General features: G+C 51.4%; 20 protein-coding genes. 8 read left to right on the forward strand and 12 right to left on the reverse strand.

From position 1 onward, the window contains the following. Positions 1-65: 65 nt before the first annotated feature. From cynS to NSP04_RS03570, 7 genes are all read right to left on the reverse strand, one after another. Positions 66-509 carry a cyanase gene (cynS, locus tag NSP04_RS03540; RefSeq protein WP_257510954.1) on the reverse strand — a complete coding sequence of 148 codons (444 nt, stop codon included), beginning with the start codon at positions 507-509 and terminating at the stop codon, positions 66-68. Beyond that, the gene (locus NSP04_RS03545) at positions 506-1480 is read right to left on the reverse strand and encodes an ABC transporter ATP-binding protein (RefSeq protein ID WP_257510955.1); all 975 of its coding nucleotides are present in this window, start codon (positions 1478-1480) and stop codon (positions 506-508) included. The genes cynS and NSP04_RS03545 overlap by 4 nt, the downstream gene beginning before the upstream one ends. A 6-nt stretch (positions 1481-1486) precedes the next feature. After that, complete coding sequence (ntrB, locus tag NSP04_RS03550) at positions 1487-2335, reverse strand: nitrate ABC transporter permease (RefSeq protein WP_257510956.1); 849 nt, start codon at positions 2333-2335, stop codon at positions 1487-1489. 4 nt (positions 2336-2339) lie between these two features. Then, positions 2340-3638: a CmpA/NrtA family ABC transporter substrate-binding protein gene (locus tag NSP04_RS03555; protein WP_257510957.1), complete on the reverse strand. Its 1299-nt coding sequence runs from the start codon at positions 3636-3638 to the stop codon at positions 2340-2342. A gap of 28 nt (positions 3639-3666) precedes the next feature. After that, entirely contained in the window at positions 3667-4347 is a 681-nt protein-coding gene (locus NSP04_RS03560; RefSeq protein ID WP_257510958.1) for a DJ-1/PfpI family protein, read from the reverse strand. 129 nt (positions 4348-4476) lie between these two features. Continuing rightward, the gene (locus NSP04_RS03565) at positions 4477-5100 is read right to left on the reverse strand and encodes a response regulator (RefSeq protein WP_257510959.1); all 624 of its coding nucleotides are present in this window, start codon (positions 5098-5100) and stop codon (positions 4477-4479) included. Further along, the gene (locus NSP04_RS03570) at positions 5097-6242 is read right to left on the reverse strand and encodes a sensor histidine kinase (RefSeq protein WP_257510960.1); all 1146 of its coding nucleotides are present in this window, start codon (positions 6240-6242) and stop codon (positions 5097-5099) included. Before NSP04_RS03570 ends, NSP04_RS03565 begins: the two co-directional genes overlap by 4 nt. 229 nt (positions 6243-6471) lie before the next feature. Between NSP04_RS03570 and NSP04_RS03575 the strand changes: the two genes are divergently transcribed. Next, positions 6472-7074, forward strand: coding sequence for a hypothetical protein (locus NSP04_RS03575; protein ID WP_257510961.1), 603 nt, complete (start codon positions 6472-6474; stop codon positions 7072-7074). Between the two features lie 116 nt (positions 7075-7190). Here NSP04_RS03575 and NSP04_RS03580 read toward each other — a convergent pair whose 3' ends face one another. From NSP04_RS03580 to NSP04_RS03590, 3 genes are all read right to left on the reverse strand, one after another. Further along, positions 7191-7901, reverse strand: a complete 711-nt coding sequence (locus NSP04_RS03580; RefSeq protein ID WP_257510962.1) for an NAD(P)H-dependent oxidoreductase — start codon at positions 7899-7901, stop codon at positions 7191-7193. A 94-nt stretch (positions 7902-7995) separates the two neighbouring features. After that, positions 7996-9345, reverse strand: a complete 1350-nt coding sequence (gene gdhA / locus NSP04_RS03585) for an NADP-specific glutamate dehydrogenase (protein ID WP_257510963.1) — start codon at positions 9343-9345, stop codon at positions 7996-7998. A gap of 177 nt (positions 9346-9522) precedes the next feature. Beyond that, positions 9523-10179, reverse strand: a complete 657-nt coding sequence (locus NSP04_RS03590) for a response regulator transcription factor (protein ID WP_257510964.1) — start codon at positions 10177-10179, stop codon at positions 9523-9525. Positions 10180-10338: 159 nt separating this feature from the next. On the opposite strand from NSP04_RS03590, the gene NSP04_RS03595 reads away from it, so the two are divergent. The 7 genes from NSP04_RS03595 (at position 10339) to NSP04_RS03625 (ending at position 21559) form a co-directional block, all read left to right on the forward strand. After that, positions 10339-11004, forward strand: coding sequence for a TetR/AcrR family transcriptional regulator (locus NSP04_RS03595; protein WP_257510965.1), 666 nt, complete (start codon positions 10339-10341; stop codon positions 11002-11004). A gap of 92 nt (positions 11005-11096) precedes the next feature. Next, positions 11097-12458, forward strand: coding sequence for a TolC family protein (locus NSP04_RS03600; protein WP_257510966.1), 1362 nt, complete (start codon positions 11097-11099; stop codon positions 12456-12458). Then, the gene (locus NSP04_RS03605; RefSeq protein ID WP_257510967.1) at positions 12455-13501 is read left to right on the forward strand and encodes an efflux RND transporter periplasmic adaptor subunit; all 1047 of its coding nucleotides are present in this window, start codon (positions 12455-12457) and stop codon (positions 13499-13501) included. Before NSP04_RS03600 ends, NSP04_RS03605 begins: the two co-directional genes overlap by 4 nt. A gap of 5 nt (positions 13502-13506) precedes the next feature. Then, a complete protein-coding gene (locus NSP04_RS03610) occupies positions 13507-16563 on the forward strand; it encodes an efflux RND transporter permease subunit (protein WP_257510968.1) in 3057 nt (1018 codons plus the stop codon). A gap of 340 nt (positions 16564-16903) precedes the next feature. Beyond that, complete coding sequence (locus NSP04_RS03615; RefSeq protein WP_257511215.1) at positions 16904-17644, forward strand: pseudouridine synthase; 741 nt, start codon at positions 16904-16906, stop codon at positions 17642-17644. A gap of 97 nt (positions 17645-17741) precedes the next feature. Continuing rightward, positions 17742-19166 carry a hypothetical protein gene (locus tag NSP04_RS03620; protein WP_257510969.1) on the forward strand — a complete coding sequence of 475 codons (1425 nt, stop codon included), beginning with the start codon at positions 17742-17744 and terminating at the stop codon, positions 19164-19166. Then, entirely contained in the window at positions 19163-21559 is a 2397-nt protein-coding gene (locus NSP04_RS03625) for a bifunctional diguanylate cyclase/phosphodiesterase (RefSeq protein WP_257510970.1), read from the forward strand. Before NSP04_RS03620 ends, NSP04_RS03625 begins: the two co-directional genes overlap by 4 nt. 463 nt (positions 21560-22022) lie before the next feature. Here the strand turns inward: NSP04_RS03625 and NSP04_RS03630 are convergent, their stop codons facing one another. After that, complete coding sequence (locus tag NSP04_RS03630) at positions 22023-22373, reverse strand: 6-pyruvoyl trahydropterin synthase family protein (protein WP_257510971.1); 351 nt, start codon at positions 22371-22373, stop codon at positions 22023-22025. Continuing rightward, positions 22370-23020, reverse strand: a complete 651-nt coding sequence (queE, locus tag NSP04_RS03635) for a 7-carboxy-7-deazaguanine synthase (RefSeq protein WP_257510972.1) — start codon at positions 23018-23020, stop codon at positions 22370-22372. The genes NSP04_RS03630 and queE overlap by 4 nt, the downstream gene beginning before the upstream one ends. Between the last annotated feature and the right edge of the window lie 320 nt (positions 23021-23340).

Here is a 23340-nt window from a genome sequence, read left to right on the forward strand (position 1 = left end):
AAGAATTGATACAGACCTCTATTCTAACCCGGGGTGTTTGGCTGTCCCGAAATACAGCCATGAAATCAATAGGTTTTGTAAGGCAGGAATTTACCGCTCATATTGATGCTGACTCGGTCGCCCATGGGGTTGGGTTCACGCTGCAAGTCCATCTTGAAGTCAATCGCGCTCATGATGCCGTCGCCAAACTCTTCATGAATCAGCTCTTTGAAGGTGGTGCCGTACACACTGATCAATTCGTAAAAACGATAAATTAGCGGGTCGGTGGGCACAGCCGTCGGCAGTGAACCCTTGTAAGGCACCACCTGCAAGCAATCTACTGCCTCGGGTGGCAAGGCCAGGAACTCGCCAATCTTCTTGGCCTGTTCTTCTGTCAATGTCATTTGGCCCAATAGCGCGGCGGTGCTCCATTCCTTGGACTGACCCAATACTTTGGCGCAGTCGTCCCAAGTGCATTTTTTCTTGCGCTTGGCCAATACAATCATTTCAGTTACGTCGGTTCTTTTCATGGTGCACTCCTTTGAATCAAATTAAGTGGGGGTGTTGTCTCGGTGTTGGCCAGGGCTTTCAAACCGGGGCGAACCACCGTGGGTTGCTTGTGTAATTCAGTGACGGCTTGCTTGCCTTTGTCATCACCCGGCTCAGGCGCTGGCGCTGCCCGGTTCACCAAAAAATCAACCAGGTGGTTGCGTATGGCGTAGTACTGGGGATCGTGGTGCACGGTGCTGCGGGTGCGTTCACGGGGCATTGTGTTCTCGACAATTTCTGCAATGCGGGCACGCGGGCCATGGCTCATCAACATGACTTTGTCGGCCAGCAAAATGGCTTCGTCCACATCGTGGGTAATCATGAAAACCGTTTGCCCGGTGGCTTTCACAATTTGCAGTAATTCGTCTTGAATGGTGCCGCGCGTCAACGCATCCAACGCGCCGAAGGGTTCATCCAGCAAGAGCATTTGCGGCTGAATGGCAAACGCACGGGCAATCCCAACTCGCTGCTTCATGCCACCTGAAAGTTCATGCGGCTTTTTGTTCGCAGCCTTGCCCAGGCCCACCATATCCAAATACTTCATGGCGTGTTCACTGATTTCTTGTGGCGACTTTTTTGGCCAACGCGAACGCACACCAAACTCCACGTTTTTCAACGCCGTCATCCACGGCATTAGCGCGTGGCTTTGAAACACCACACCGCGGTCCAGTGACGGACCCACCACTTCCTTGCCGTTCATGATCACATAGCCTTGAGTGGCCTCGTCCAACCCGGCCAGAATGTTCAGAATGGTGCTCTTGCCGCATCCCGAATGGCCGATGATGCAAACAAACTCGCCCTTCTGAATATCAAAATTCACCGCCTCAAACACAGGGGGTACTTCCGCGTTTTCAGGCGCATAACTTTTTACCAGACCCTCAACTTGCAAGAAGGCTGCAACTTTCTCGGTGGGCACAAGGTCCTTGCTGAATATTTTGTGTTCAGTCGTCATTGTTGTTCACTCCTTGTAGCTGACAAGCTTGGCCATGCGGGCCAGCAGCGTGTCAAGCAACATGCCGATCAAGCCGATGAATAAAATCGCACTGATAATGTTCGCGATCGACAGGTTGTTCCATTCGTTCCACACGAAGTAACCAATACCCGTGCCACCCACCAGCATTTCAGCGGCCACAATCACCAACCACGCAATGCCCACGGAAATGCGCATGCCAGTCATGATGGTGGGCGCGGCCGCTGGCAAGATCACTTGAAATGCAGTGCGCAGTGAATTGACCTCCAGCGTTTTGGCCACGTTCAACCAGTCGCGCCGAACCCCTGCCACGCCGAAAGCCGTGTTCACCAACATTGGCCATATCGAACAAATGAAAATCACGAAAATTGCCGAGGTGTCACTGTCTTGAATCGTGTACAAAGCCAGCGGCATCCATGCCAACGGGGAAACCGGTTTCAAAATCTGGATGAACGGGTCAAGCGCCTTGTAAAGCAAAGGCGACATGCCGATCACAAAGCCCAGGGGAATGGCCACCAAAGCGGCCAAACCAAACCCGACAAGCACGCGAAAAATGGAGTAGCCCAGTTGAATGCCAATGCCCTTGTCGTTGGTGCCCCGGTCGTAAAACGGGTCACTCACATGGCCCCACAGCTTTTCACCCACATCGCCCGGTGTGGGCAATGGGGTTTTGCTGCCAGTGGATGCCGCTTGCCCAACCAGCGCCGCGTACTCAGGGTCCACATTGACCTCCGCCTCTTCAGGCAAGGTGGCAATGGTCCAAATCGAAATCAACACCACCAATATCAGTGCTGACAGCGACCAAGGCGCCCACTTCTGCTTCTTGAAATCTTTCATCCCGTTAGCCCTTGGTTCTGGAAATGGCAAAACTGTTGATGTATTCCTCGGGCTTCTTGGGATCAAAAGGCTTGCCCATCACGCTGAACTTCTTGTCCAGCGATGCGGGTGGCTGCATGCCCACCTCTTTCATCAGGCGAGTGGCATCTGTTGCCAGGAATACCTCTTTGGCAATCTTGTTGTAATCCACATCACCTTTGATCTGCCCCCAGCGTTTCATCTGAGTCAAGATCCAGATCGCGAAACTTTGATATGGGAAGGGATCAAAGTCGATGCGTTGAGGATCTTTCTTGATGCCGCCCAAGCCATCCGCGTAGGTACCGGTTAATACCTGCTCCACCACGGTCAACGGCTGGTTCAAGTAATTGGTTGGAGCAATGGCTGCTGCGATTTCTTTGCGGTTCTCGGCTTTGCGAGCGTAAGCAGTGGCATCCAATACTGCCTTCAACAAGGCTTTGTAGCTGTTGGGGTTTTGGGTTACGAATTCTTTGCTGGCGGCAAATGCACAGCATGGGTGGCCCGACCAGATTTCTTTTGACAGAATGTGAATAAAGCCCACGCCATCGTACACAGCGCGTTGGTTTACAGGGTCAGGTGCCAGGAAGCCGTCAATGTTGTCAGCGCGCATGTTGGCCACCATTTCGGGAGGAGGCACTGAACGAATCTGCACATCGCGATCGGGGTCCAGCCCAGCCTCGGCCAGGTAATAGCGCAACAGGTAGTTGTGCATGGAATAATCAAAAGGCACCGCAAACTTGAAGCCTTTCCAGTCTTTGGGGTTGCGTTTGTCTTTGTGCTTCATGGCCAGCGTAATGGCCTGACCATTGATGTTCTCAACGGCAGGCATGGTCCATGGAATGGCATTCGATCCTACGCCCATTGAAATAGCCAAAGGCATGGGCGAAAGCATGTGCGCCGCATCGTATTCTTTCGCAAGTGATTTGTCCCGCACCACAGCCCAACCAGCAGTTTTAACAACTTCAACATCCAGACCCTGCTTGGCATAGAAACCCAAAGGCTGCGCCATGATGATCGGTGTTGCGCAGGTAATTGGAATGAAACCCACCTTCAACTTTTGCTTTTCCAGCGGGCCATTGCTTTGCGCAAACGCTTCCTTGGCAGCAGCCAAGGGAAACAGGCTACCAATTGCAGCCATGGCAGTACCACTGCCCACTGCACGCAAAAAATTGCGGCGCAATTGNGCCAATTGCTGGTCGTGCTCGGCTTGGCTGTTGTGTTGCCCGCAGGCGCAGCGCATGCCAAGGCGTGTATTGGGGTCAAACGGGTTCTTGAAAAAAGACATGGTGAACTCCTATGCGGGTTTACAACAATCAGGCAGAAGCGCGATTCAGCGCGGGTCGAAAATAATCAATGTCGTGTTGGTATTGCTGGTAGGCCTTTGTGTACTCCATGACGCGGGCCACCTCGGCGATGAATTCCTCGTCGTAGCCCGCACGGCGCAGCAAGTGAAAGCCAACTTCCATGCCGCTGGCAATTCCACCACCAGTCACAATTCGACCGGCGTCAACCACACGTGCGCGGCTAACCTGACAAGCGGGTGCAATTTCTGCCAAGCGGTCGATGGGTGTTTTGCCAAGATGCGACGCTTCAAGGCGATCAGGCTCTTTTCGATTGGTGGCAGCAAGGCCATCCAGAAGACCCATGCGGGCATAAATCCATGAACCGGTACATACACTGGTCAGAAGGCAGTTCTTCGGCAGGGCGTTGATGTAACGGTGCAGATTGCCGTTGTTCATTTCCTGCCGGGTACCGTAACCGCCTGGAATCAAAAATGCATCCATGGCTGGTGTGTCTGCGAATGCATAATTCGGAAGCACTGTGAGTCCGGCTTGAGTTTGTACCGGGCGCATGCTCTCGGCAATCAAAAACACTTCCAGCTCGGGGTCAAAACGCTTGGCCACAGAGAACACACCGTAGGGTGCTGCATAGTCCACCACCTCGGCTTCCTTGAACACATAAACGCCCAACCTGAAACCCTGCATTCTGGCCATTGAATTTTCCCCGGCATCATTGCGTTGATCATGAGGACCAGTTTGCCGATGCTTGCTTGGGGTGGGTATCGCACCATTTGTGATTGTTGTGTAGTGCTGGCCCTACAAAGAAAACTACAGTCCGAGTTATTACAGCCCATGCAGCTTGGTGTAATTCACCAGGTCAACCAGATTCTTCAATTCAAGCTTTTCAAAAACCCGGGCACGATAGGTGGACACAGTATTGCCTGACAAGCAAAGCACTTGCGCGATGTGTTGAACGGTTTCGCCTTGCGCCATCAAACGCATCACCTGCATCTCACGATTCGAAAGCCGTTCATGTGGCGCGCGGTCGGCTGGCCTGCGCAAATCACTTGCCATTAAATTTGCAGTGGCTGGCGTTAGATAAACTTGCCCCGCGCTTGCCATTTGAATGGCCTGGGTCAGCTCCAGTGGCGAACACCCCTTGTTCAAATAGGCATTCGCGCCACTGCGAATGGCGCGCAGCGCAAACTGGGTTTCCGGATACACCGACAACATCACCACACCCAATTTAGGAAACTCACTTCGCACACTTTTCAGCACATCAAATCCATCTCGCTCGCCCAAGGCCACATCCAAAAGCATGGTGTCGAACCGGGCTGCACGTAACTTCTGCATGGCCTCTACACCGTCTTGCGCCTGGTCAATGATGTATTGGCCTTCAAACTCTTCAAGAATTTGCACCAGACCACGGCGAATAATCATGTGGTCGTCTACGATCAAAATATTCATGTGGCCAGTACCTCGGGCAATCGCAGTTTGATACAAACGCCTTGCCCCAAAATCGAATCAATTGAACAACGCGCGCCAATGTCCCAGGCACGCTCCTCGATCCCCATCAAGCCAAACCCTGTGGTGAAAGTACGCACCGCCATGCCACGGCCATTGTCTTTGACTTGAAATACGACAGCCCGCCCCTCTGTTTGCACCAACACCTCCACCTTGTTTGCGCCCGAGTGTTTGCTTATGTTGTTCAAAGCCTCTTGCAGAATTCGATACAAAGCCGTCTCTGTCGCCTTGCTCAAACGAACATGTTCAAGCGCAGGGGCAAGTTCTAAAGAACACACCACATTGGTGCGTTGTGAAAACTCGCCCAGTAAATGCTCGACCGCCGCCCACAAACCAAGATGATCCAAAACCCCAGGGCGCAAATCGGAAAGAATGCGCCGCAAACTTTCCATCGCACCCTGAGCAAGATCAAGCATGCTTTCAATTCGCAAGGTAAGTTTTTCATCGTTCGCGCAACGGTAAGAAAGTGCCTTTAGCTCCAAATCAAAAGCGGTCAGCTTGGCACCCAAATCGTCGTGCATTTCACGTGCAATTCTGGTTCGCTCTTCTTCCCTAACCGAGGTCAAGTGGGCTGAAAGCCGTCGCATTCTATCGTGCGCCTTTTGCAATTGCGCGGTGCGCTCCACCACCCTGCGCTCAAGTTCAAGCTGTGCTGCCTGTCGAATATTCTGGGCCTCGACTCGCTCGCTAATGTCATTGAACGTGACTACAGCGCCCACCACCGCTTGATCTTCAAAAATTGGATAGGACGCATACTCGGCATGAAAACAGCTTCCATCACGACGCCACAATACCTCGTTGTCCACGCGGCAGCCTTTGTTTTCCTGAAATGCCCGAAAAATATGGCACTCACACACCGGCATTAAATCGTGATTGGCATAGGAATGGTGCATCAGGTAATGCATGTTTCTTCCCAGCACTTCATCGGCGGTGTAACCCAACATTTCTGCGCCCGCTTTGTTGATAAAAACGCAGCGTCCTTTGAGGTCGATTCCATAGATGCCTTCACCTGTTGAATCGAGTAACAACTCAAGTTGTCTTCGCCATGCAGCGTGATGAGAAAGTTTGGAAAGATGCTTGAACACGGCCTTGCGCCAAAAGTGAAATCAACTAGAAACTAGCAAGAGCAATGCCAATGAAACTGAAAAATTATTTTGAAATTCGCACACACATGGTGCGAAAAAAAAACGACAAAACCAAGTGAAAATTACACACAAACGGGTTGTTGATCATGTATTGATGAAAAAAGCTTTTCAGTTAATTAAATTTGATGTACACATAACTCACCACACCGTTTAAGGAAGGTTACACAACATGGTTACAACAGATCAAAAGCCAGTCGAAGCCGAGGCAAGCAAAACAACCCCAGCTCCCAAAAAACCAGCAGCGAGAAAACCCGCTGTTAAAAAACCAGCCGCTGCAAAACCAGCGACCGCAGCAAAACCTGCTGCAGCAAAAACTCCAGCAGCCAAAAAACCAGCAACTGCAAAACCAGCAACTGCAAAACCAGCTACTGCAAGAAAACCAGCCGCGGCGAAAAAGCCAGTAGCTGCAAAGCCTGCCGTAGCGAAAAAGCCAGTCGCGGCGAAAAAGCCAGTAGCGGCCAAAAAGCCAGTGGTTAAAAAAGCAGCTGCGAAACCTGCAGCGAAAAAGCCAGCCACATCACGCGCCAAGGCTGCAACAGCAAGCGTAGCGAATGCAGCAGCCAAGGCGAAGAAAACTGTGGGCAAAGTCAAGCCAGCCGCCAAGGCGAAAGCCGCCGCAGCCAAGTCAGTTTTCAGCGCGACAGATCGTAAGAAATTGTTGAGCGATGTTCAGAAGCAGATCAAGGACCTTGAAAAACAAGTCAAGGGCATGGTGAAGTCAGTTCAAACTGATGTGATCGCCAAGATCAAAAAGCAACTGGGCATGAAGTAATTTAGAAATAGCAAAAATAATAAAACCGCTACTTGGCCCTTTGTATGAAGGGCATTTTGTAGACTTGACTAAAACCCGCCTTGCGCAAGCACTGCGGGTTTTTTATTGATTGTGTTTTACAGCACCTGTTTCAATGGATTCATCTGTGGATCAAAATTATCCAGGCTTGGGTAAGCGATACAGGCACGTGCAGGAAGTGAATCGATTGTCGAATCAAGCTGATCGAGTATTTCGACCCGAGCCTCTTGTGAAATATAGGGGACATGGTAGGCGGCAAATGGCTCCAGCACATCAAAGCCCGCATAGCCCAGGCTGCCGCGTAGCACGGGGCGAAGCATGGTGTTTAATTCACCATGAACGGCATTTTCGCCAAACATGTTTTCCCGGCCACCCAGCGTAAAAGTAAGCCAAGCTTTTTTCCCTTTCATCAAACCACGGTCATAAAAATTCCGCCCGCCGTACACCGCACCCGACAGAAAAACACGGTCAATCCAGCCTTTCAGGATTGCGGGCAACGAAAACCAGTACAACGGGAAATTCAGAATCAGAAGATCACATTGCTGAAGCAAGGCAAGTTCTTCAGCAATGTCGGAGGGCAAGGAATTTGTTTTCTGGGCGTGACGCTGCTCCAGTGCATACACAAGATAATCCGGATTGCCTCGTTCAGAAAAATCAGCTGCACTGGCCACTGGGTTGAACTGCTTGGCATACAAATCAGAGACAGAAACCGTGTGCCCCTGCGATTCGAACCGTGCACGCATGCGGTGCATCATCGCGGTGCAAAAGGATTGCGGCTCAGGGTGAGCGTGGACGATTAAAACATTCATAGCGTGACTCTTCAAAATAAGACAAACCATGCTACCAAAAGAAAAGGGGCTGCCCTTTCAAAGGCAACCCCTTTCTTCAGCAAATCGATATGCCTCAAATGATCCCGTAGGCCAACATTGCGTCGGCCACTTTGACAAAGCCGCCCACATTCGCTCCTTTCAGGTAATCAATGTGCCCGTCTTCTTCTGCACCGTACTGCACACATCGCTTGTGGATGTCGCTCATAATCACGCGCAGGCGCTGGTTCAGCTCATCTCGCGACCAAGACAAGCGCATGCTGTTTTGCGTCATTTCCAGACCCGACACCGCAACGCCACCCGCATTGGCCGCCTTGGATGGCGCAAACAAAATTCGTGCTTTTTGAAACACATCAATAGCGCCTTTCTCAGAAGGCATGTTGGCCCCCTCCGAAACCCCAAGGCATCCATTTTTCACAAGCATCTCCGCCTCTTCAGCATTGATTTCATTTTGTGTGGCACATGGGAAGGCCAAGTCGCAGGGAATGTGCCAAGGGCGTTTTTCCGGTATGTATTCTGCCTGGGGGTACTTGTCGAGGTAGGCACTAATGCGGGCGCGTTTGACCTCTTTCAACTCTTTGATGTGTGCAAGCTTTTCGAGTGTGATTCCATCCTTGTCGTAAAGGGTACCGGATGAATCCGACATCGTAATCACCTTGCCACCCAAGGTCAGAATTTTCTCTACCGCATATTGCGCAACGTTGCCTGAGCCACTGACCGAACAAACCTTGCCGTCAAACTTTAGACCTTTCTGACTCAGCATGTCCTCCATGAAATAAACCACGCCATAGCCCGTGGCCTCGACCCGAATTTCACTGCCGCCAAAAGCCAAACCCTTGCCGGTCAACACACCAGTAAATTCATTACGGATTCTTTTGTATTGGCCAAACATGTAAGAAATTTCTCGACCACCCACGCCAATATCACCAGCAGGAACATCGGTAAAAGGACCGATGTGGCGGCACAGCTCAGTCATGAAAGATTGGCAGAAGCGCATAATCTCTCGATCACTTTTGCCTTTGGGATTGAAATCAGACCCGCCTTTTCCGCCGCCCATGGGCAGGCCAGTCAAGCTGTTTTTAAAGGTCTGCTCAAATGCGAGAAATTTAAGAATACTTTGAGTCACGTTGTCGTGAAAGCGAATGCCGCCTTTGTACGGTCCAATTGCATTGCTGTGCTGTACTCGGTAGCCCCTTTGGGTTCTTACATTGCCTTGGTCGTCTTCCCAACACACACGAAAGCTGACAATGCGATCCGGTTCGGTCAAACGTTGAAGGATTTGAGCAGCCTCGTATTTCGGATTTTTTTCCACAAAGGGAATGATGTGTTGCGCAACTTCATGTACAGCCTGGTGGAATTCTGGTTCGCCGGGGTTTCTGCGAATTAGTCCACTCATGAACTCTTCAAGTTGTGGCGAGGTGCTCATCTCTTACTCTCCTGGTCGGTGACAACGTTGGACTGCGTGAGAGCAGTTTACCTAAACGGCTGAGAATGCACATGAAAGGATTGGTGTGGATATCCCCAAAAAATGGGCACAACCTCGGGGATAGCATGTGGACAAGTAGTCCAAGCCATTCAAAACATGAGGAATTAGATCGTGTGACTAATTATTGTGCAGACTCGGCTCTGCTCGACTGTTTTTTCGGATCTGGGTGTGGCGATAAATGATCGATGCTTCCATGCGGTTTTTCGCTTTCAATCGTTCAAGAATCTCTTTAACGTGGCCTTTCACTGTTTCAACACTGATACTCAGCAATTCGGCAATGTCCTTGTTGCTGTGCCCAGCACCAATCAACTCAAGCACTTCAACCTGCTTAGAAGTCAAACTTCGTGAAACCTTGGGTATTTCCATTAAATCAATATTGGCCTGGGCCAAACCAATCCGGATCAGGTCAATCAACTTGGGGAACGGCGTGAATTTGGAAAATGCAATGAAGCGATCAATTTGATGACGCTTGAGCTGAGCCATTACTTTGTCATCATTGGCGGTAATTAATACTGGAATGCTTGGAAACAAGGTTTCGAACAAGCCAATGAAGGTATCGGCCTGAACGTCCCGCAGGTGAAAATCAGAAATGATCAGCGCGGGAAATTCAGCCACGGCATGGCGAGCGGCTTCTTTTAAAGTTGAGAATTGGCGAATGCGGGCGTGGGGGGCCACATCCTTGACCATTTCCACCAAGCCAAAACTGACGATTGGGTGATCATCCACCACAAACACCACTTGCCGTTCCAGATTGTCCAGTTTTTTTACCACCATGCATCCCGCACAAACAATTCACGATGATTCCACTTTAAGCCACCGGACTAAAAAACAGCACACCAAACAAGTCCATAAAAACAGCGTAAATCTGAATATTGATGCTGAACAAAGAAAATTCATTGACATTCTGTCAACAGCTGAACTACCATCCAAACCATGAACTATGTCACCGAACGTCGAGAAGAAGAAAAAGAGCGCCGCAAAGAAGAAATTCTGGATGCGGCTGAACTGGTTTTTTCTGAAAAAGGCTTTGACGCAGCCACCATGGACCAGGTCGCCAGAAAAGCGCGAGTTTCGCGAGCACTGGTGTATGTGTACTTCAAGGACAAAACTGCCCTGCACCTGTCGATCTGTTTGCGCGGTCTGAAAATATTGCGTGCCATGTTTGAGAATGCCCGCAAGCAACACGCTACAGGCGAGGATCAAATACGTGCAATTGGCCAGGCGTATATGCAGTTTTCAGAGGAGTACCCCACGCACTTCGCCGCCATGTCTCGGTTTGAAGCATCCACCCATGAAATCATTCAGGGTGATCCATGTTGCGCCACCATGGAAATGATCCAGGCTGGGCAACAGGTTCATGAACAAACAGTGTTGGCTTTGGCCACTGGCATGGCAGATAAAACCCTGCGAGATGACCTGGACAACCTGATGCAGATTTCAATTACGCTGTGGGGGTTTACTCACGGCACCATTCAGTTGGCTCAAACGAAATCGAATTTCATGGCCACCATGGGAATCAGCAAAGAATCATTCATGAACCAGGCTGTTGAGCTGGTCATGCAATCATTGATCAACCGCAGCAGCGGAGGCAAAAAATGACCTTTCCAAAATTAAGAAGCGCCCCACACCAAGGCGCTTTTTTTTGTGCTTTGCTTGACACTTGTCTAATAGCTGCATTGGTGTTGATTCCCATGCTGAATAATGCATTTGCAGCGTCGCCTTTGGACACCTACCTGGACGAAGCCATGGCCAACAACCCGGCTCTGGCACAAGCTGGATTTGAAGTAGAGGCCGAGCGCCAACGACTTGAAAACCTGCGAGCCCGCTTTTATCCCAGCCTTGCCTTGCAAGCGCGCGCCAGTGTTGCCGAAGGTGGCCGCACCATCGACTTTCCTGCCGGCGACTTGCTGAACCCCGTGTACGCCCCCCTGAATGCACAAGCTGTTGCGAACGGTCAACCAGCGCAATTTCCAACGGTACAGAACCAATCCATCCCGCTGCTACGCCCAACCGAGCAAGACACACGCCTGATTGTGCGTGGCCCGATATATGAACCTGTTCTGGACAGGCAACTGCAAGCACAAACCCAAGCCGTTGGCGCGCAGGAAGCGGCACAGCTTCAAGTGAAGGAAGAATTGATTCGAGACCTGAACACAGCCTACTGGCAGTACGCACAGGCCAAGGCGCGCATTTCAATTCTGGAAGCCAGCCTGCGCACCCTGAAAGAAAACGAACGCATTAACACGGTGCTGTACAAGGCGGGCGAAACCACGCTCGATGCACCCAAACGCGCCGAAGCCGAAACACTGGAAATTCAGGTGGCTTTGCGCGAAGCCCAAACCCAGGCGTTGCTGGCCAAAGAATATTTCAACTTGTTGCGCTATGCCCCCAACAACAGCGCTGTTGAATTGCCGCAAGAAGAACTTACCCCCGACTCAATTCAAGCCACGCTCGACGAACTAAGCCCAAAAACACAAGGCAACACAGCAGCACCCGCGCTAACTCGACTTGAGCGCAGCCTTGCCGCACAGCGCGCGCAACTGGAAGCCAGCCGTGCCAGTTACAAACCCACATTGGGCTATTCAATTGAAGGCGGTTACCAAGGCCGCGACTACAGCACGGGTCCCAACACTGGCTTTGCGAGTGCATCAGTGGTGTTGAATTGGACCCTGGCCGACGCGGGCATTCGCAGCAGTGAGGTGGCCCGTAGCCAGGCACAGGTTCAAGCGCTGGAAGCAAGAACACGACAAGTAAACCGACAGCTTCAACTGGCCAAGCTGCAAGCACGTGAAAATTTGCTGGTGTCGCTCGACAGTATTCAGGCCCGCATGGCGCAACGTGCCGCTTCGGAAGAAAGCCTTCGAATCAATGAACGAAAGCGCGACAGCGGCGAGACCACGCAGATTGAATTTTTAAGTGCGGAACAAAGCGCAACCCGTGCGCGCCTGGGCTTGGTAGCCGCAGTTTACCAAGCGCGAATTGACCACGCCATTTGGCAATACAACAACCGAAACATACCCGAGCCAAGCCCACAGGAAGGAGCTCAACCATGAAACCCCTGATCCTTATTCCCATCCTTTCCTTGTTGGTGCTGACTGCGTGTGGCCCAGCCACACCGGAAGAGACTGGCGAAGTTGAATATCGCCTGGTCAAAACCGAAACAGTGAGAACCGGCCCTGCTGCCAGCCTGATTGAAGTATCGGGCGTGGGTGCATTCCGTGACGAGACAAAGCTGAGCTTTAAAGTAAGCGGGATCATCGAACGCATCAATGTGCGTGAAGGTGAAAACGTTCAGAAAGGCCAGCGACTTGCCGCTTTGAACAAACAAGATGTGAACGCCGCAGTAAGCCAGGCCAGTGCGGGATTTGAGAAAGCACAACGAGACTTGGTACGTGGTCGAACACTGCGTGAACAGGAAGTCATTTCCAAAGTGCAGTTGGACAATCTGGAAACCGCTGCACAAGCAGCGCGGGCACAACTTAGCCAAGCGCAGTTTGCCAGCCAAACCGCCGAAATTCAGGCGCAAGCCAATGGCGTGGTGCTGAAACGTTTTGCGCAAGCGGGCGAGGTGGTTTCCGCGGGTCAGCCAATTCTGTTACTTGGTAGCAAAACAAGCGGCTTTGTGATGAAAGTCAGCCTTGCTGACAAACAGGCTGTTCATGTACAAATGGGCGCAACTGCAGAAGTGGAATTTGATGCACTGCCCGGTGTGAAATGGCCGGGCAAAGTCATTGAACTTAGCCAGGCTGCTGACCCAGCCACTGGCACCTATGGTGTTTTGGTGGCCCTGCAAACCGACGCACATGAAAACGTCAACTTGCTTTCCGGCATGCAAGGCAGGGCCCGCATAGAACCTGCCAATTTTAGTGGCAAGCGCAGTTATGTGCCCATCGAGGCTGTCGTAGAAGGCGACAACAACTCCGCATGGCTTTTCACCGTGCAAGATGACAACACCGTTAAACGCCAGGCTGTGCAGGTGGCGTTTATCAATGGTAACCAGCTTGCCTTGCAAACCACTTTGCCTGAAGGCACACGCGTGGTAAGCACGGGTGCTGCTTACCTGCAAGATGGTGAAACCGTGAAAGTTCAGGAGTAATTCAAATGAAACTCTCTGACTTTTCCATCAAGAACTACCAGTTCACGCTGGTGATATTTTTTCTGCTGACCGCCATCGGTATCAGCGCCTATCAAAATATTCCCAGAACTGAAGACCCATACTTTGACATCAGCGCATTTCGAATCAATGTAATTTATCCTGGTGCCGACCCGCGCGAAATGGAACAGCAGGTCGCCAAGCCTATTGAAGACGCACTGCGCAGCCTGGATGATCTTAAAGAAATGCTTTCTACCTCGCGCAACAGTGGTGGCGTGGTGTTTGTTCGTTTCAATGCCGAAGTGGATGTCGACAAAAAGTTTGATGAAGTCAACCGCGAGTTGAACAGCATTCGTGACCAATTGCCCGCTGGCATTCAAAAGCTGGAAATTGAACGCATCAACCCGGGCTTCACCAACATCATTCAGTACTCGCTGGTTTCTGAAACTGCCAGCTACGCCGACTTGGCTACCTATGCAGAAGATTTGTCCGAGGCTTTTGAGCGAATTTCATCGGTGCGCGAAAGTGAAAGCTGGGCCTACCCCGAGCAACAGGTACGCGTTAGCTTGAACTTCAAGAAACTCGCTGAACTGGGCATACAGGCAGCCGATGTAGCACGCGTTATTCAAGGGGAATCTCTTAATATTCCAGGCGGCCCGGTTGAACAGGGCGCGCGGCGCTTGAATGTGCAAACGTCTGGACAATACCGCAGTGTTGAAGAAATTCGAAACACTGTGATTGCGGGTACTGGAACTGGCGGCGACCTTGGTGGCAGGCTCATTCGCGTTGGCGATGTGGCCGATGTGCAGTGGGACTATGAAAACCAGGAAGTGATGGCACGATTCAACGGCCAGCGCGCTGTGTTTGTTACAGCCAACCAGAAAGACGAGCGCAATATTTTTGTGACTCAGAAAGCAATACAGGAAACTGCCGATGAGTTCGAGAGAACGCTGCCCCCCAACATCCAATTAGAACGCGGTTTCGAACAATACAAAAACGTCGAAAAACGAATTGATCGCCTAACATTCGATTTTGGCCTGGCGGTCACACTGGTGCTGATCACGCTGCTGCCCTTGGGCTTGCGGGCATCTGGCATTGTGATGGTTAGTGTGCCCTTGTCGCTGCTCACTGGCCTGGCCTGTTTGTATTACGCAGGCTTTTCATTGAACCAGCTTTCAATTGCTGGTTTGGTGGTGGCGCTGGGTTTGTTGGTCGACGACTCCATCGTGGTAATCGAAAACATTTCACGTTACCTGCGCATGGGTTACAACCGGGTCGACGCCGCACGGCTTGCCACCAAACAAATTTCACTGGCCGTGGTGGGTTGCACCGCCACGCTGCTATTTGCTTTTTTGCCACTGCTCATGTTGCCCGACAACGCGGGAAAATTTATTCGCTCGCTGCCAGTGGCAGTCGTTTTCACAGTAATCGCATCGCTGTTTGTGGCGCTAACCATCATTCCGTTCTTGGCCAGCCGCGTGTTGAAAAAAGACGAAAATGAACATGGCAACATTGTGCTGCAAAAGCTGATGGGCTTGATCGATCGCATTTACACCCCACTGCTACACCGTGCCCTGCAAACGCCAAAAACTGTGGTTGCAGCATCGCTGGTGTTGTTCGCGGCCAGCTTGGGCTTGGCCCCCCTGATGGGCATGTCGCTTTTCCCCAAAGCCAACACCCCGCAATTTGTCATCGAAGTAGGATTGCCACCTGGTTCCAGCCTAACGGCCACCAACAGCGTGGTGCAGCAAGTGGAAAACAAACTGACTCAGTTTGATGAAATCACAGACGTGATGGCCACGGTGGGCGAAGGCAATCCACAAATTTATTACAACGTGTTTCAGCAAGACAAGCAATCGAACGTGGGTGAGTTGTTTGTTCAACTCAGGGAATACAATGACGACACGCCGCAGTTGCTGGATGACATTCGCAATCAACTGAAAACCATTGCAGGCGCCAATTTGATTGTGCGTGAATTCGAGAATGGCCCGCCAGTAGATGCACCCATCGGAATCCGTTTGGTGGGGCCGGAGATCGAGACGCTGCGGGAACTGTCGGCCCAAGTAGAACGACTCATGCTTGCCAACCCGGGCACCCAAAACGTAGACAACCCTCAACGCACAGGCCGAAGCGACCTTCGCCTGAAGGTGAACTTCGAAAAGGCGGGTTTGCTGGGCGTGAACTCGGCTGAACTGGACCAGGCCGTGCGCCTTGCGTTGGCAGGTGCAGCCGCTGGCGAAATTCGCCAAAGCGACGGCGACGCCTACACCATCAGTGTGCGTGGCCCGGCGGGTGAACGCAGCAGTCTTAGCGCGCTGGATGACTTCCATGTGATCTCGCGTACTGGACAAGCCGTTCCGCTAACACAGCTCACCACGCTTGAACTGGATGACAATCTGAACAGTATTTACCGCTTTGATCGCGAACGCGCCGTCTTGCTGACCGCCTACACACGCACCGGGTACAACACAGAAAAAATCAGCAATGAACTTGCACGGGAAATCGACAACATGGGCCTGCCCACTGGCTACCGATATGCAATGGCCGGTGAAGTGAAAAGCCGGCAGGAAAGTTTTGCAGGTTTTGGCACAGCCATCCTGATTACCGTGTTCGGCATTCTTGCCATTCTGGTGCTTGAGTTTGGAAGTTTCAGAAGCACATTGATTGTGCTGTTTGTCATCCCCCTGGGCGTTACTGGCGGCATGGTGATGCTATTCCTTACAGGAAACTCACTCAGCTTCACCGCCATGATCGGCTTCATCGCCTTGATTGGCATTGAAATCAAAAACTCGATTTTGTTGGTGGATTTCACGAACCAGTTGCGCGAAGAAGGCAAAGGGCTGGATGAATCGATTGAAGAAGCGGGGCGAATTCGATTTCTACCGATTCTGTTGACCAGCGCAACAGCAGTGGGTGGCCTGTTGCCCCTGGCACTTCAGGGCGGCGGGCTGTACTCGCCGATGGCGTGGGTCATCATCGGCGGTTTGATCTCATCCACCTTTATTGGTCGACTGGTCACGCCTGTTTTGTACAAACTCTTGCCGCCCGACTTGCAGAGAACATAGCCTAAGCCCTTGATTTCACCTACAATACGGCCTCAACGCAATAGGACACCCTGAAATCATGAAAAAACCCGCAGGCCGCAATGGCAGCGCAGGTCGCAATGGCGATTCGGGCCGCTCTGGCCCACCCGCACGCCCAAGTAATCGCACCAAACCTGATGCCGCTGCCAAGCCAACGGCGGCGGGCCGGGGGCGCCCTGCCGCTGCCGGCAAATCAGCCGCAACAGCCAAACCTGCGGCACCCAACCGCAACCGTGCGGCCACGCGCAGTGCCCCCGCTGCGCCTGCTGCAGGCACAGTGCGCCCACGCCGCAGCAAAGTTACAGGCACTAACACGCTCGACATGCTCGATCCGTTCGAGCCCCAACGCCTTAGTAAAATCATGGCGGCCAAAGGCCTGTGCTCGCGCCGCGAAGCAGATTACCTGATTGAAAACGGCTGGGTTCGCGTGAATGGCAAAGTAGTCGACGAATTGGGTGCGAAAGTGCTGCCCACCGTCACAATTGATCTGGATGCACGCGCCAAGAATGTACTGGGCAAGCAGGTCACGATTTTGTACCACAAGCCCATCGGCGTGGTGTCAGGCCAACCCGAGGGCCGCTACAAAGCCGCCATGGAATGCCTAAGCTTGGAAAATCAGGCTGACCGCAAAACCGCCACGCCCTTTCAACCTGCCATGTTGAAAGGCCTTGCCCCCGCAGGGCGCCTGGACATCGACTCAACCGGCTTGCTGGTACTGACCCAGGACGGCCGAATTGCCAAACAACTGATTGACGCCAATTCGATTGTGGAGAAGGAATATTTAGTGCGCGTTGAAGGTGAATTAACGGATCGGGGCTTGGACATGCTGCGCCACGGCCTAAGCCTGGATGGGGAAGCGCTGAAGCCCGCGCGGGTCAGTTGGCAAAACGAAGACCAGCTTCGCTTCATTTTAAATGAAGGAAAAAAGCGCCAAATTCGTAGAATGTGCGAAATTGTGGGCCTGAAAGTCATTGGCTTGAAGCGGGTTCGAATTGGTCGAATCATGCTGGGTGACCTGCCCGTGGGGCAGTGGCGTTTGCTCACCCCCGAGGAACGTTTCTGAGCGGGTAAAAATCCACTCTATTCAGGTGATTGATTTAAAAGACCGTGGCGTATTCTCGAATTTAATCTTTAGTCCAAGTTAAATTCGAGAATACGCCATGCAAGCTCAACCCCAGGCTTTGAATCACATCACGGCCAGCCCTCCCGCTATGCCGCAGCCTTTGGGCTTTTCCTCCATTCTTTCAAAACTGTCGGGCGTCAGCGCTACCCCCACAGACATCGTTTCAATTCGCATTCAAGCAGACTGGATCTGTACGGTGGTCAGCCTGTTTTGCCTGATTTTTGCCGTAATCGAAGGGATTGCCTACAGCAATGTTGGCGAAGCCCTGGCGTGGGGCGTTCCGCTTTTTCTAATTAGCCTGGTTGTCAGCAAGTGGCACGCCGGAAAAACCTGGACCATGCACCTGAATGCAGCGCTGCTGGTGGGCATGGGTGCCCTGCACGTGCACATTGCCCGGGGCATGCTTGAATACCATTTCAGCTTCTTCATGCTGCTGCCGGTGATGCTGGCCTACCGGGATACACGCCCAATAATCAGCATGGGCCTCGTGATTGTTATTCACCATATTGTGTTCGATATGCTGCAACAGGCTGGCTATGAATGTTATGTATTTCGTGGCCCGTTTTCAGGGCTGCCTGCTGTCGCATTGCACGGATTTTATGTCGCTGTTGAAGTTCTTCTACTGTCGGTTATCGCTCAAACATTGAAGCAGCATGCCGTAGTGGCGGACGAAAGCAGCAAGCTACTTGCATGCCTCGACAAGGAAAAAGGAATCAATTTGCGCATGCGCGCCAAAGCAGATGAGCACGGCCACCTGTCACCGACCGGAAAGGTATTCAACGACTATGCGGACAACATGTCTTTTGTGGTCGCTGCATTCAAGATGCTGCGCACCGATATCCGGGAACTTTCCGGCATCGCAAAAGACTTGGGTGCGGATCATTCGCAACAAGTGGAAGACAGTTCACTGGCCTCAAGAAAATTACGCGATTTCGTGCAGAGCCTGGGCAATCAAACACGCTTGGGTCAAAGCACTGCGGAGCTGTCAAAAAAGGTCACTGAAGACTGTTTTGACCTGCTCAATGAACTGAATCAATCACTTGAGCAACTGCATAAAATCAGCAAGCAAGCCTTTGACAGCAACCAGCAAATGCAGACGCTGACCAAGGAAATTGGAAAAACCATGACCGGAGCCTCTGGTCAGCAATGGCAAACCACCCTGAGCTCGTTGGACAGCCTCAATGAACGCACCAATTCCTTCATGGGGAAAATGGATGTGTTGAAAAGCGGGCTAAGCGCAATCGAGAACCAGGTGGTTTCAATTGACCACGCCACGCACCAATGGGTTGAAAACGGCCACGGCAATCAACGCCAGGGTTGGGAAGTATTGGGTGCAATGGAAGGCATGCAGGCTCGCACGGAAAGTGCTTTTAAAACATTGGGCAATACAGTTCAAACGATTTTACGGTCGGACGACCTGATGCGTGAAATGGAAAAACGCCTATCGAGATTTGATGTATGAGTCTAGGCAATCTACTTGATGACCCGATGGTCAATGAATTTCTGGAAAGCAACACAGCACGTTATGCCCTGCTGGGTCATGTCGCTGATGAACTAGGAATGATCGCAGCCAGCAAGCTTTTCCGGCAGGACATTGGATTCAAATCGGGATCCGAATTGATCGTGGCTCGCTATGGCATGTCCATCTACAGGGCTCTGTCGAATGCCTTGCACAAACACCAAGGCTGGACCGGTCACGTGAAAGTCCATGACCAGTGGCTTCGACTGCAAATGCTTGTACACAGCGAATTTGGCATCCTTCACGAACAAGACAGCCATGAGCATAGGAACTTAACCGGCTTTCCCTTGCCTTTAAATGTTGAAGCAAGAACCAGCGAACAAATGGTACTGGACAAAAAAGTTCCAACCAGCGTGCTCTTAAATGTCGACGACAAGGGCCGCATCAAACGGATCAGCCCTTCTCTGGAAATTTTTCTTGGACAGAACAGTGAACAGTTGGAAAATCTGGACGCCGCCAACTTGGTGTTTAGAACAGATGTAGGCCATTTCAAACGCCTGCTCGACCAAGTGAAATATCAAACTCGGTCGGCTGAAGGGTCTTTCCGCCTGCGCAACACCTTGAACGAAGTGTTTTATTTCGATTGGACAGCCGCTTGCAGCGGCAGCGACATTTTACTGATTGGTCGCTCCAGCAACATTCACCTTGAAGAAGCCTTGCTGAAAAGCGAAGAACGAATCAACAATATTCTGGAATCGATGGACGATGCATTTTTTGCCATCGACATGAATGGTTATGTGAATTACCTGAATGAAAAAGGTGCTGAACTGCTCGGAAAAAGCGCACAACTTCTGCTTGGTCGGATGGTTTGGGAACGTGCACCCCATTTGAAAAAAACTCCTCTGTTCAAGTACGTGAATCAAGCCAAAGGGAGCATGAAGCCTGAAACGTTTCAATGGCAAGACCCTTCCAATGACATGTGGTACCAGGTAAAGGCGTATCCCAGTGAGGAGTTGATTTCGATTTTCTTCACAGATGTAAGTTCGATTAAGCGCAATGAAAGCAAGATGCGCCACCAAGCCACACATGACCCCTTAACCGGTTTACCAAATCGTTTGGCTTTGTCGCAAACCTTGCAAGAACTGCTGGGCAACGATCAGGTTCAAGGATTTAAATTGGGCTTGCTGTTTATCGACCTGGACGGATTCAAAGCAGTGAACGACACCTTGGGCCATGACCGGGGCGATGACCTGTTGATCGCCGTGTCCAAACGATTGCGAAGTGTAGTTCGAAGTTCAGACATCGTGGCCCGCCTGTCGGGCGATGAATTTGTGATCACGCTGCCGTACATTGCTGACCAAGACACCGCGTTCAATGTGGGCCGCAAGGTGGTGGATGCGATCAGCAAAAAGCCTTTCGAGTTGGGTGACAAGAAGATTTATGTGGGCGCCTCGGTTGGCGTCGCCTTATTCCCCACCGACGCGGCCGACGTGGAAGGTTTGCTTAAGCACGCGGACATCGCCATGTATCAGGCCAAACAGGCCGGAAAAAATACTGTGCGTGTTTTCCACGCCCAAATGAGCGCCAGCCTGCAAACCAAGGTTGATCTGGAAAACGACTTGCACGATGCAATATTGCACGACCGGATTGAATTGCATTACCAACCTCGCTTCAATGCCAACGGCGCGATTTGTTCACTGGAGGCACTGGCGCGGATGCGGTCCCGCACTGGTGAGGTTATTCCACCGTCGCAGTTCATTCCGATTGCTGAAGAATCTGGCTTGATCATTCCGATGGGTGAACAGGTGATGCGCAAAGCATGCAAATGGCTGCACGAAACCAACAAGAAACTGAAAAATCCGATTGGTGTTTCCGTGAATGTCTCGGGAATTCAACTGCTGGATGGAAAACTATGCGGCACCGTTGAAAAAATTCTGAAATTGGCCAATTTGCCGGCCCATCTGCTTGAGCTTGAATTGACAGAAACTGTGTTGATGCAAAATCAGGACGCGGTACTGAGTGACCTGAATAGTTTGCACACCCTCGGTGTCATTTTATCGATTGATGATTTCGGAATTGGTTATTCATCACTGGCCACGCTGCACCGCATGCCAGTGCAGTCAATCAAGCTTGACCGTTCCTTCGTCAGTGAACTACCCAACAAAATTGACAGTGTAATTTTATCGCGAACTGTTTTGGCAATGGCCAAGGCCTTGGGCCTGAATGTAGTCGCGGAAGGTGTTGAAACCGCAGAACAACGCGATTTTCTGATTGAGGCGGGTGTGCTTGAATTGCAAGGCTTTGGCTTGGCCCGCCCCATGGCTTCTGATGACGCAAGGCAGTTTGTGTGGGCGCAGCAAATTACCAACGCGTCGGCGAAAAAAATTCTGGCGTGAGTCGGCCCCATCAGCACGAGTCCCAATCATCCGCCTGAAAACCTGATTTTCCCTTTTTGAAGTTCACACTGACTCACCGAGATCGGCAAAACTGACGGCCGAATCTCGGTGTCGGCTTGCAGCCGAGCGCGGCGTGTGAATTCAAACGGGCAGGTTTTCTTGAAGGCGAAGCGATTGGAACATCGCTGCCGATTGGGCTGAACTTGCAAGTTGTTGCACGATGACCGGTCAGAAAACTTGCCGGATTTGTGTGCAGAGCCAAACGGTCTCGATCCGCGAAAGCCAATATCCGACCATTACTTTTGGAGGGCTTGGCTTAGTGCGGCACCAGCAGCAAAGCCGAAATGCCAAGTTTTCGGGCAGCGGCGACACTTCAAGTTCAGATCACACACCAAAACAGTTTTCAGCATGGAACAAGCAAACCCCACGATGGGCTGGCATTCAAACCGCCACGAGTGGATGTTTAAACCCGCCCTTCTGCCTTCGCATCCTCAAGATCGAATTCCACCCCAAACCCGATCGATCCACGAAACACCTTAACCTTGATCAATGGCCCTTCAGGGCGCAACTGATCCCATATCCAGCGGGCAATGTTTTCGGAAGTGGGTAGTTCAATGTACTCATTCAGATAAGAATGGTCCAAACGTTTTCGAACAGCTTCAACCTGCACACTCAAAAGGCTTTCAGGCACCACATACCCATCGGTCGCGGGGCCTTCAAACCACACCTCTGCGGTGTAACTGTGGCCATGCAGACCAGGCCAGTCTGGCAACTGGTGAGCAACATCAAAGGTGAACTGTTTAAAAACTTTCATGGCATTCCAATTACTTTGTGGGTTTGAACACTCAAACGCCATTGAGGTTTATTCAGGCAGGTTTGTATAGCCACTTGCAGATTCTTTGCTTTCTTGCCGGTGTCGGCGTCGTCCATGGCCTGCACAAAAAAATGATCAAACGCCAAGGTTCCCAAGACATCAAGGTTCTGCCCCAGCTGCGGCACAACCACTTTCAGTTCATGCCCGCTGGTTTGAACCAGCTCACTACCAAACTTAGGGCTTACACATATCCAGTCAACACCTTCGGGTACAGGCAGCGTTCCATTGGTTTCAATGGCAATCTCGAACCCACGTGCGTGAACAGCTTCAATCAGCGCCGCATCCAACTGCAAGGTGGGCTCTCCACCAGTAAATACAACATAGGGTTTGGCCTTCGGTGAATCACTTTTGAAGGTGGCACTGATGGCTTGTGCCAAATCATGCGCATTCTTGAATTTCCCACCACCAACGCCGTCTGTGCCCACAAAATCAGTGTCACAGAACTTGCACACCGCGGTGGCTCTATCTTCTTCCCGACCGGTCCATAAATTACAACCCGCAAAGCGACAAAAAACGGCCGCTCTGCCTGCTTGCGCACCTTCACCTTGCAGGGTGTAAAACATTTCTTTGACAGAGTAAGTGGCCACGGTGTGTTCGCTTGTTTGTTACAGGCGCAATGCTACTTGAATTGGGAAACAGTGCCCAGAAAAAGGGCAAAAAAAATGCCCGATATGGTTAATCGGGCAAACCTCAGAAGCAAAAGAGGAGGGATGTGAGCTCTTAGTTTGCAAGCACCCTGCTTTTCTTTCAACTCCATTTTTCGAGGCTTTCCTCGAAACTCCAGAGTTACATCCGAGATTTTTGACTAGAAGAAAAACTCCAAATTCAGGAAATACAAAGCCAGCTTTGTTTTCAGGTTTACAAGTGTTGCCGCTGCCAAATTTAGAGCCAAATACCCAATACCGGC

Source organism: Limnobacter parvus (genome assembly GCF_024623725.1).
GTDB lineage: Bacteria > Pseudomonadota > Gammaproteobacteria > Burkholderiales > Burkholderiaceae_B > Limnobacter > Limnobacter parvus.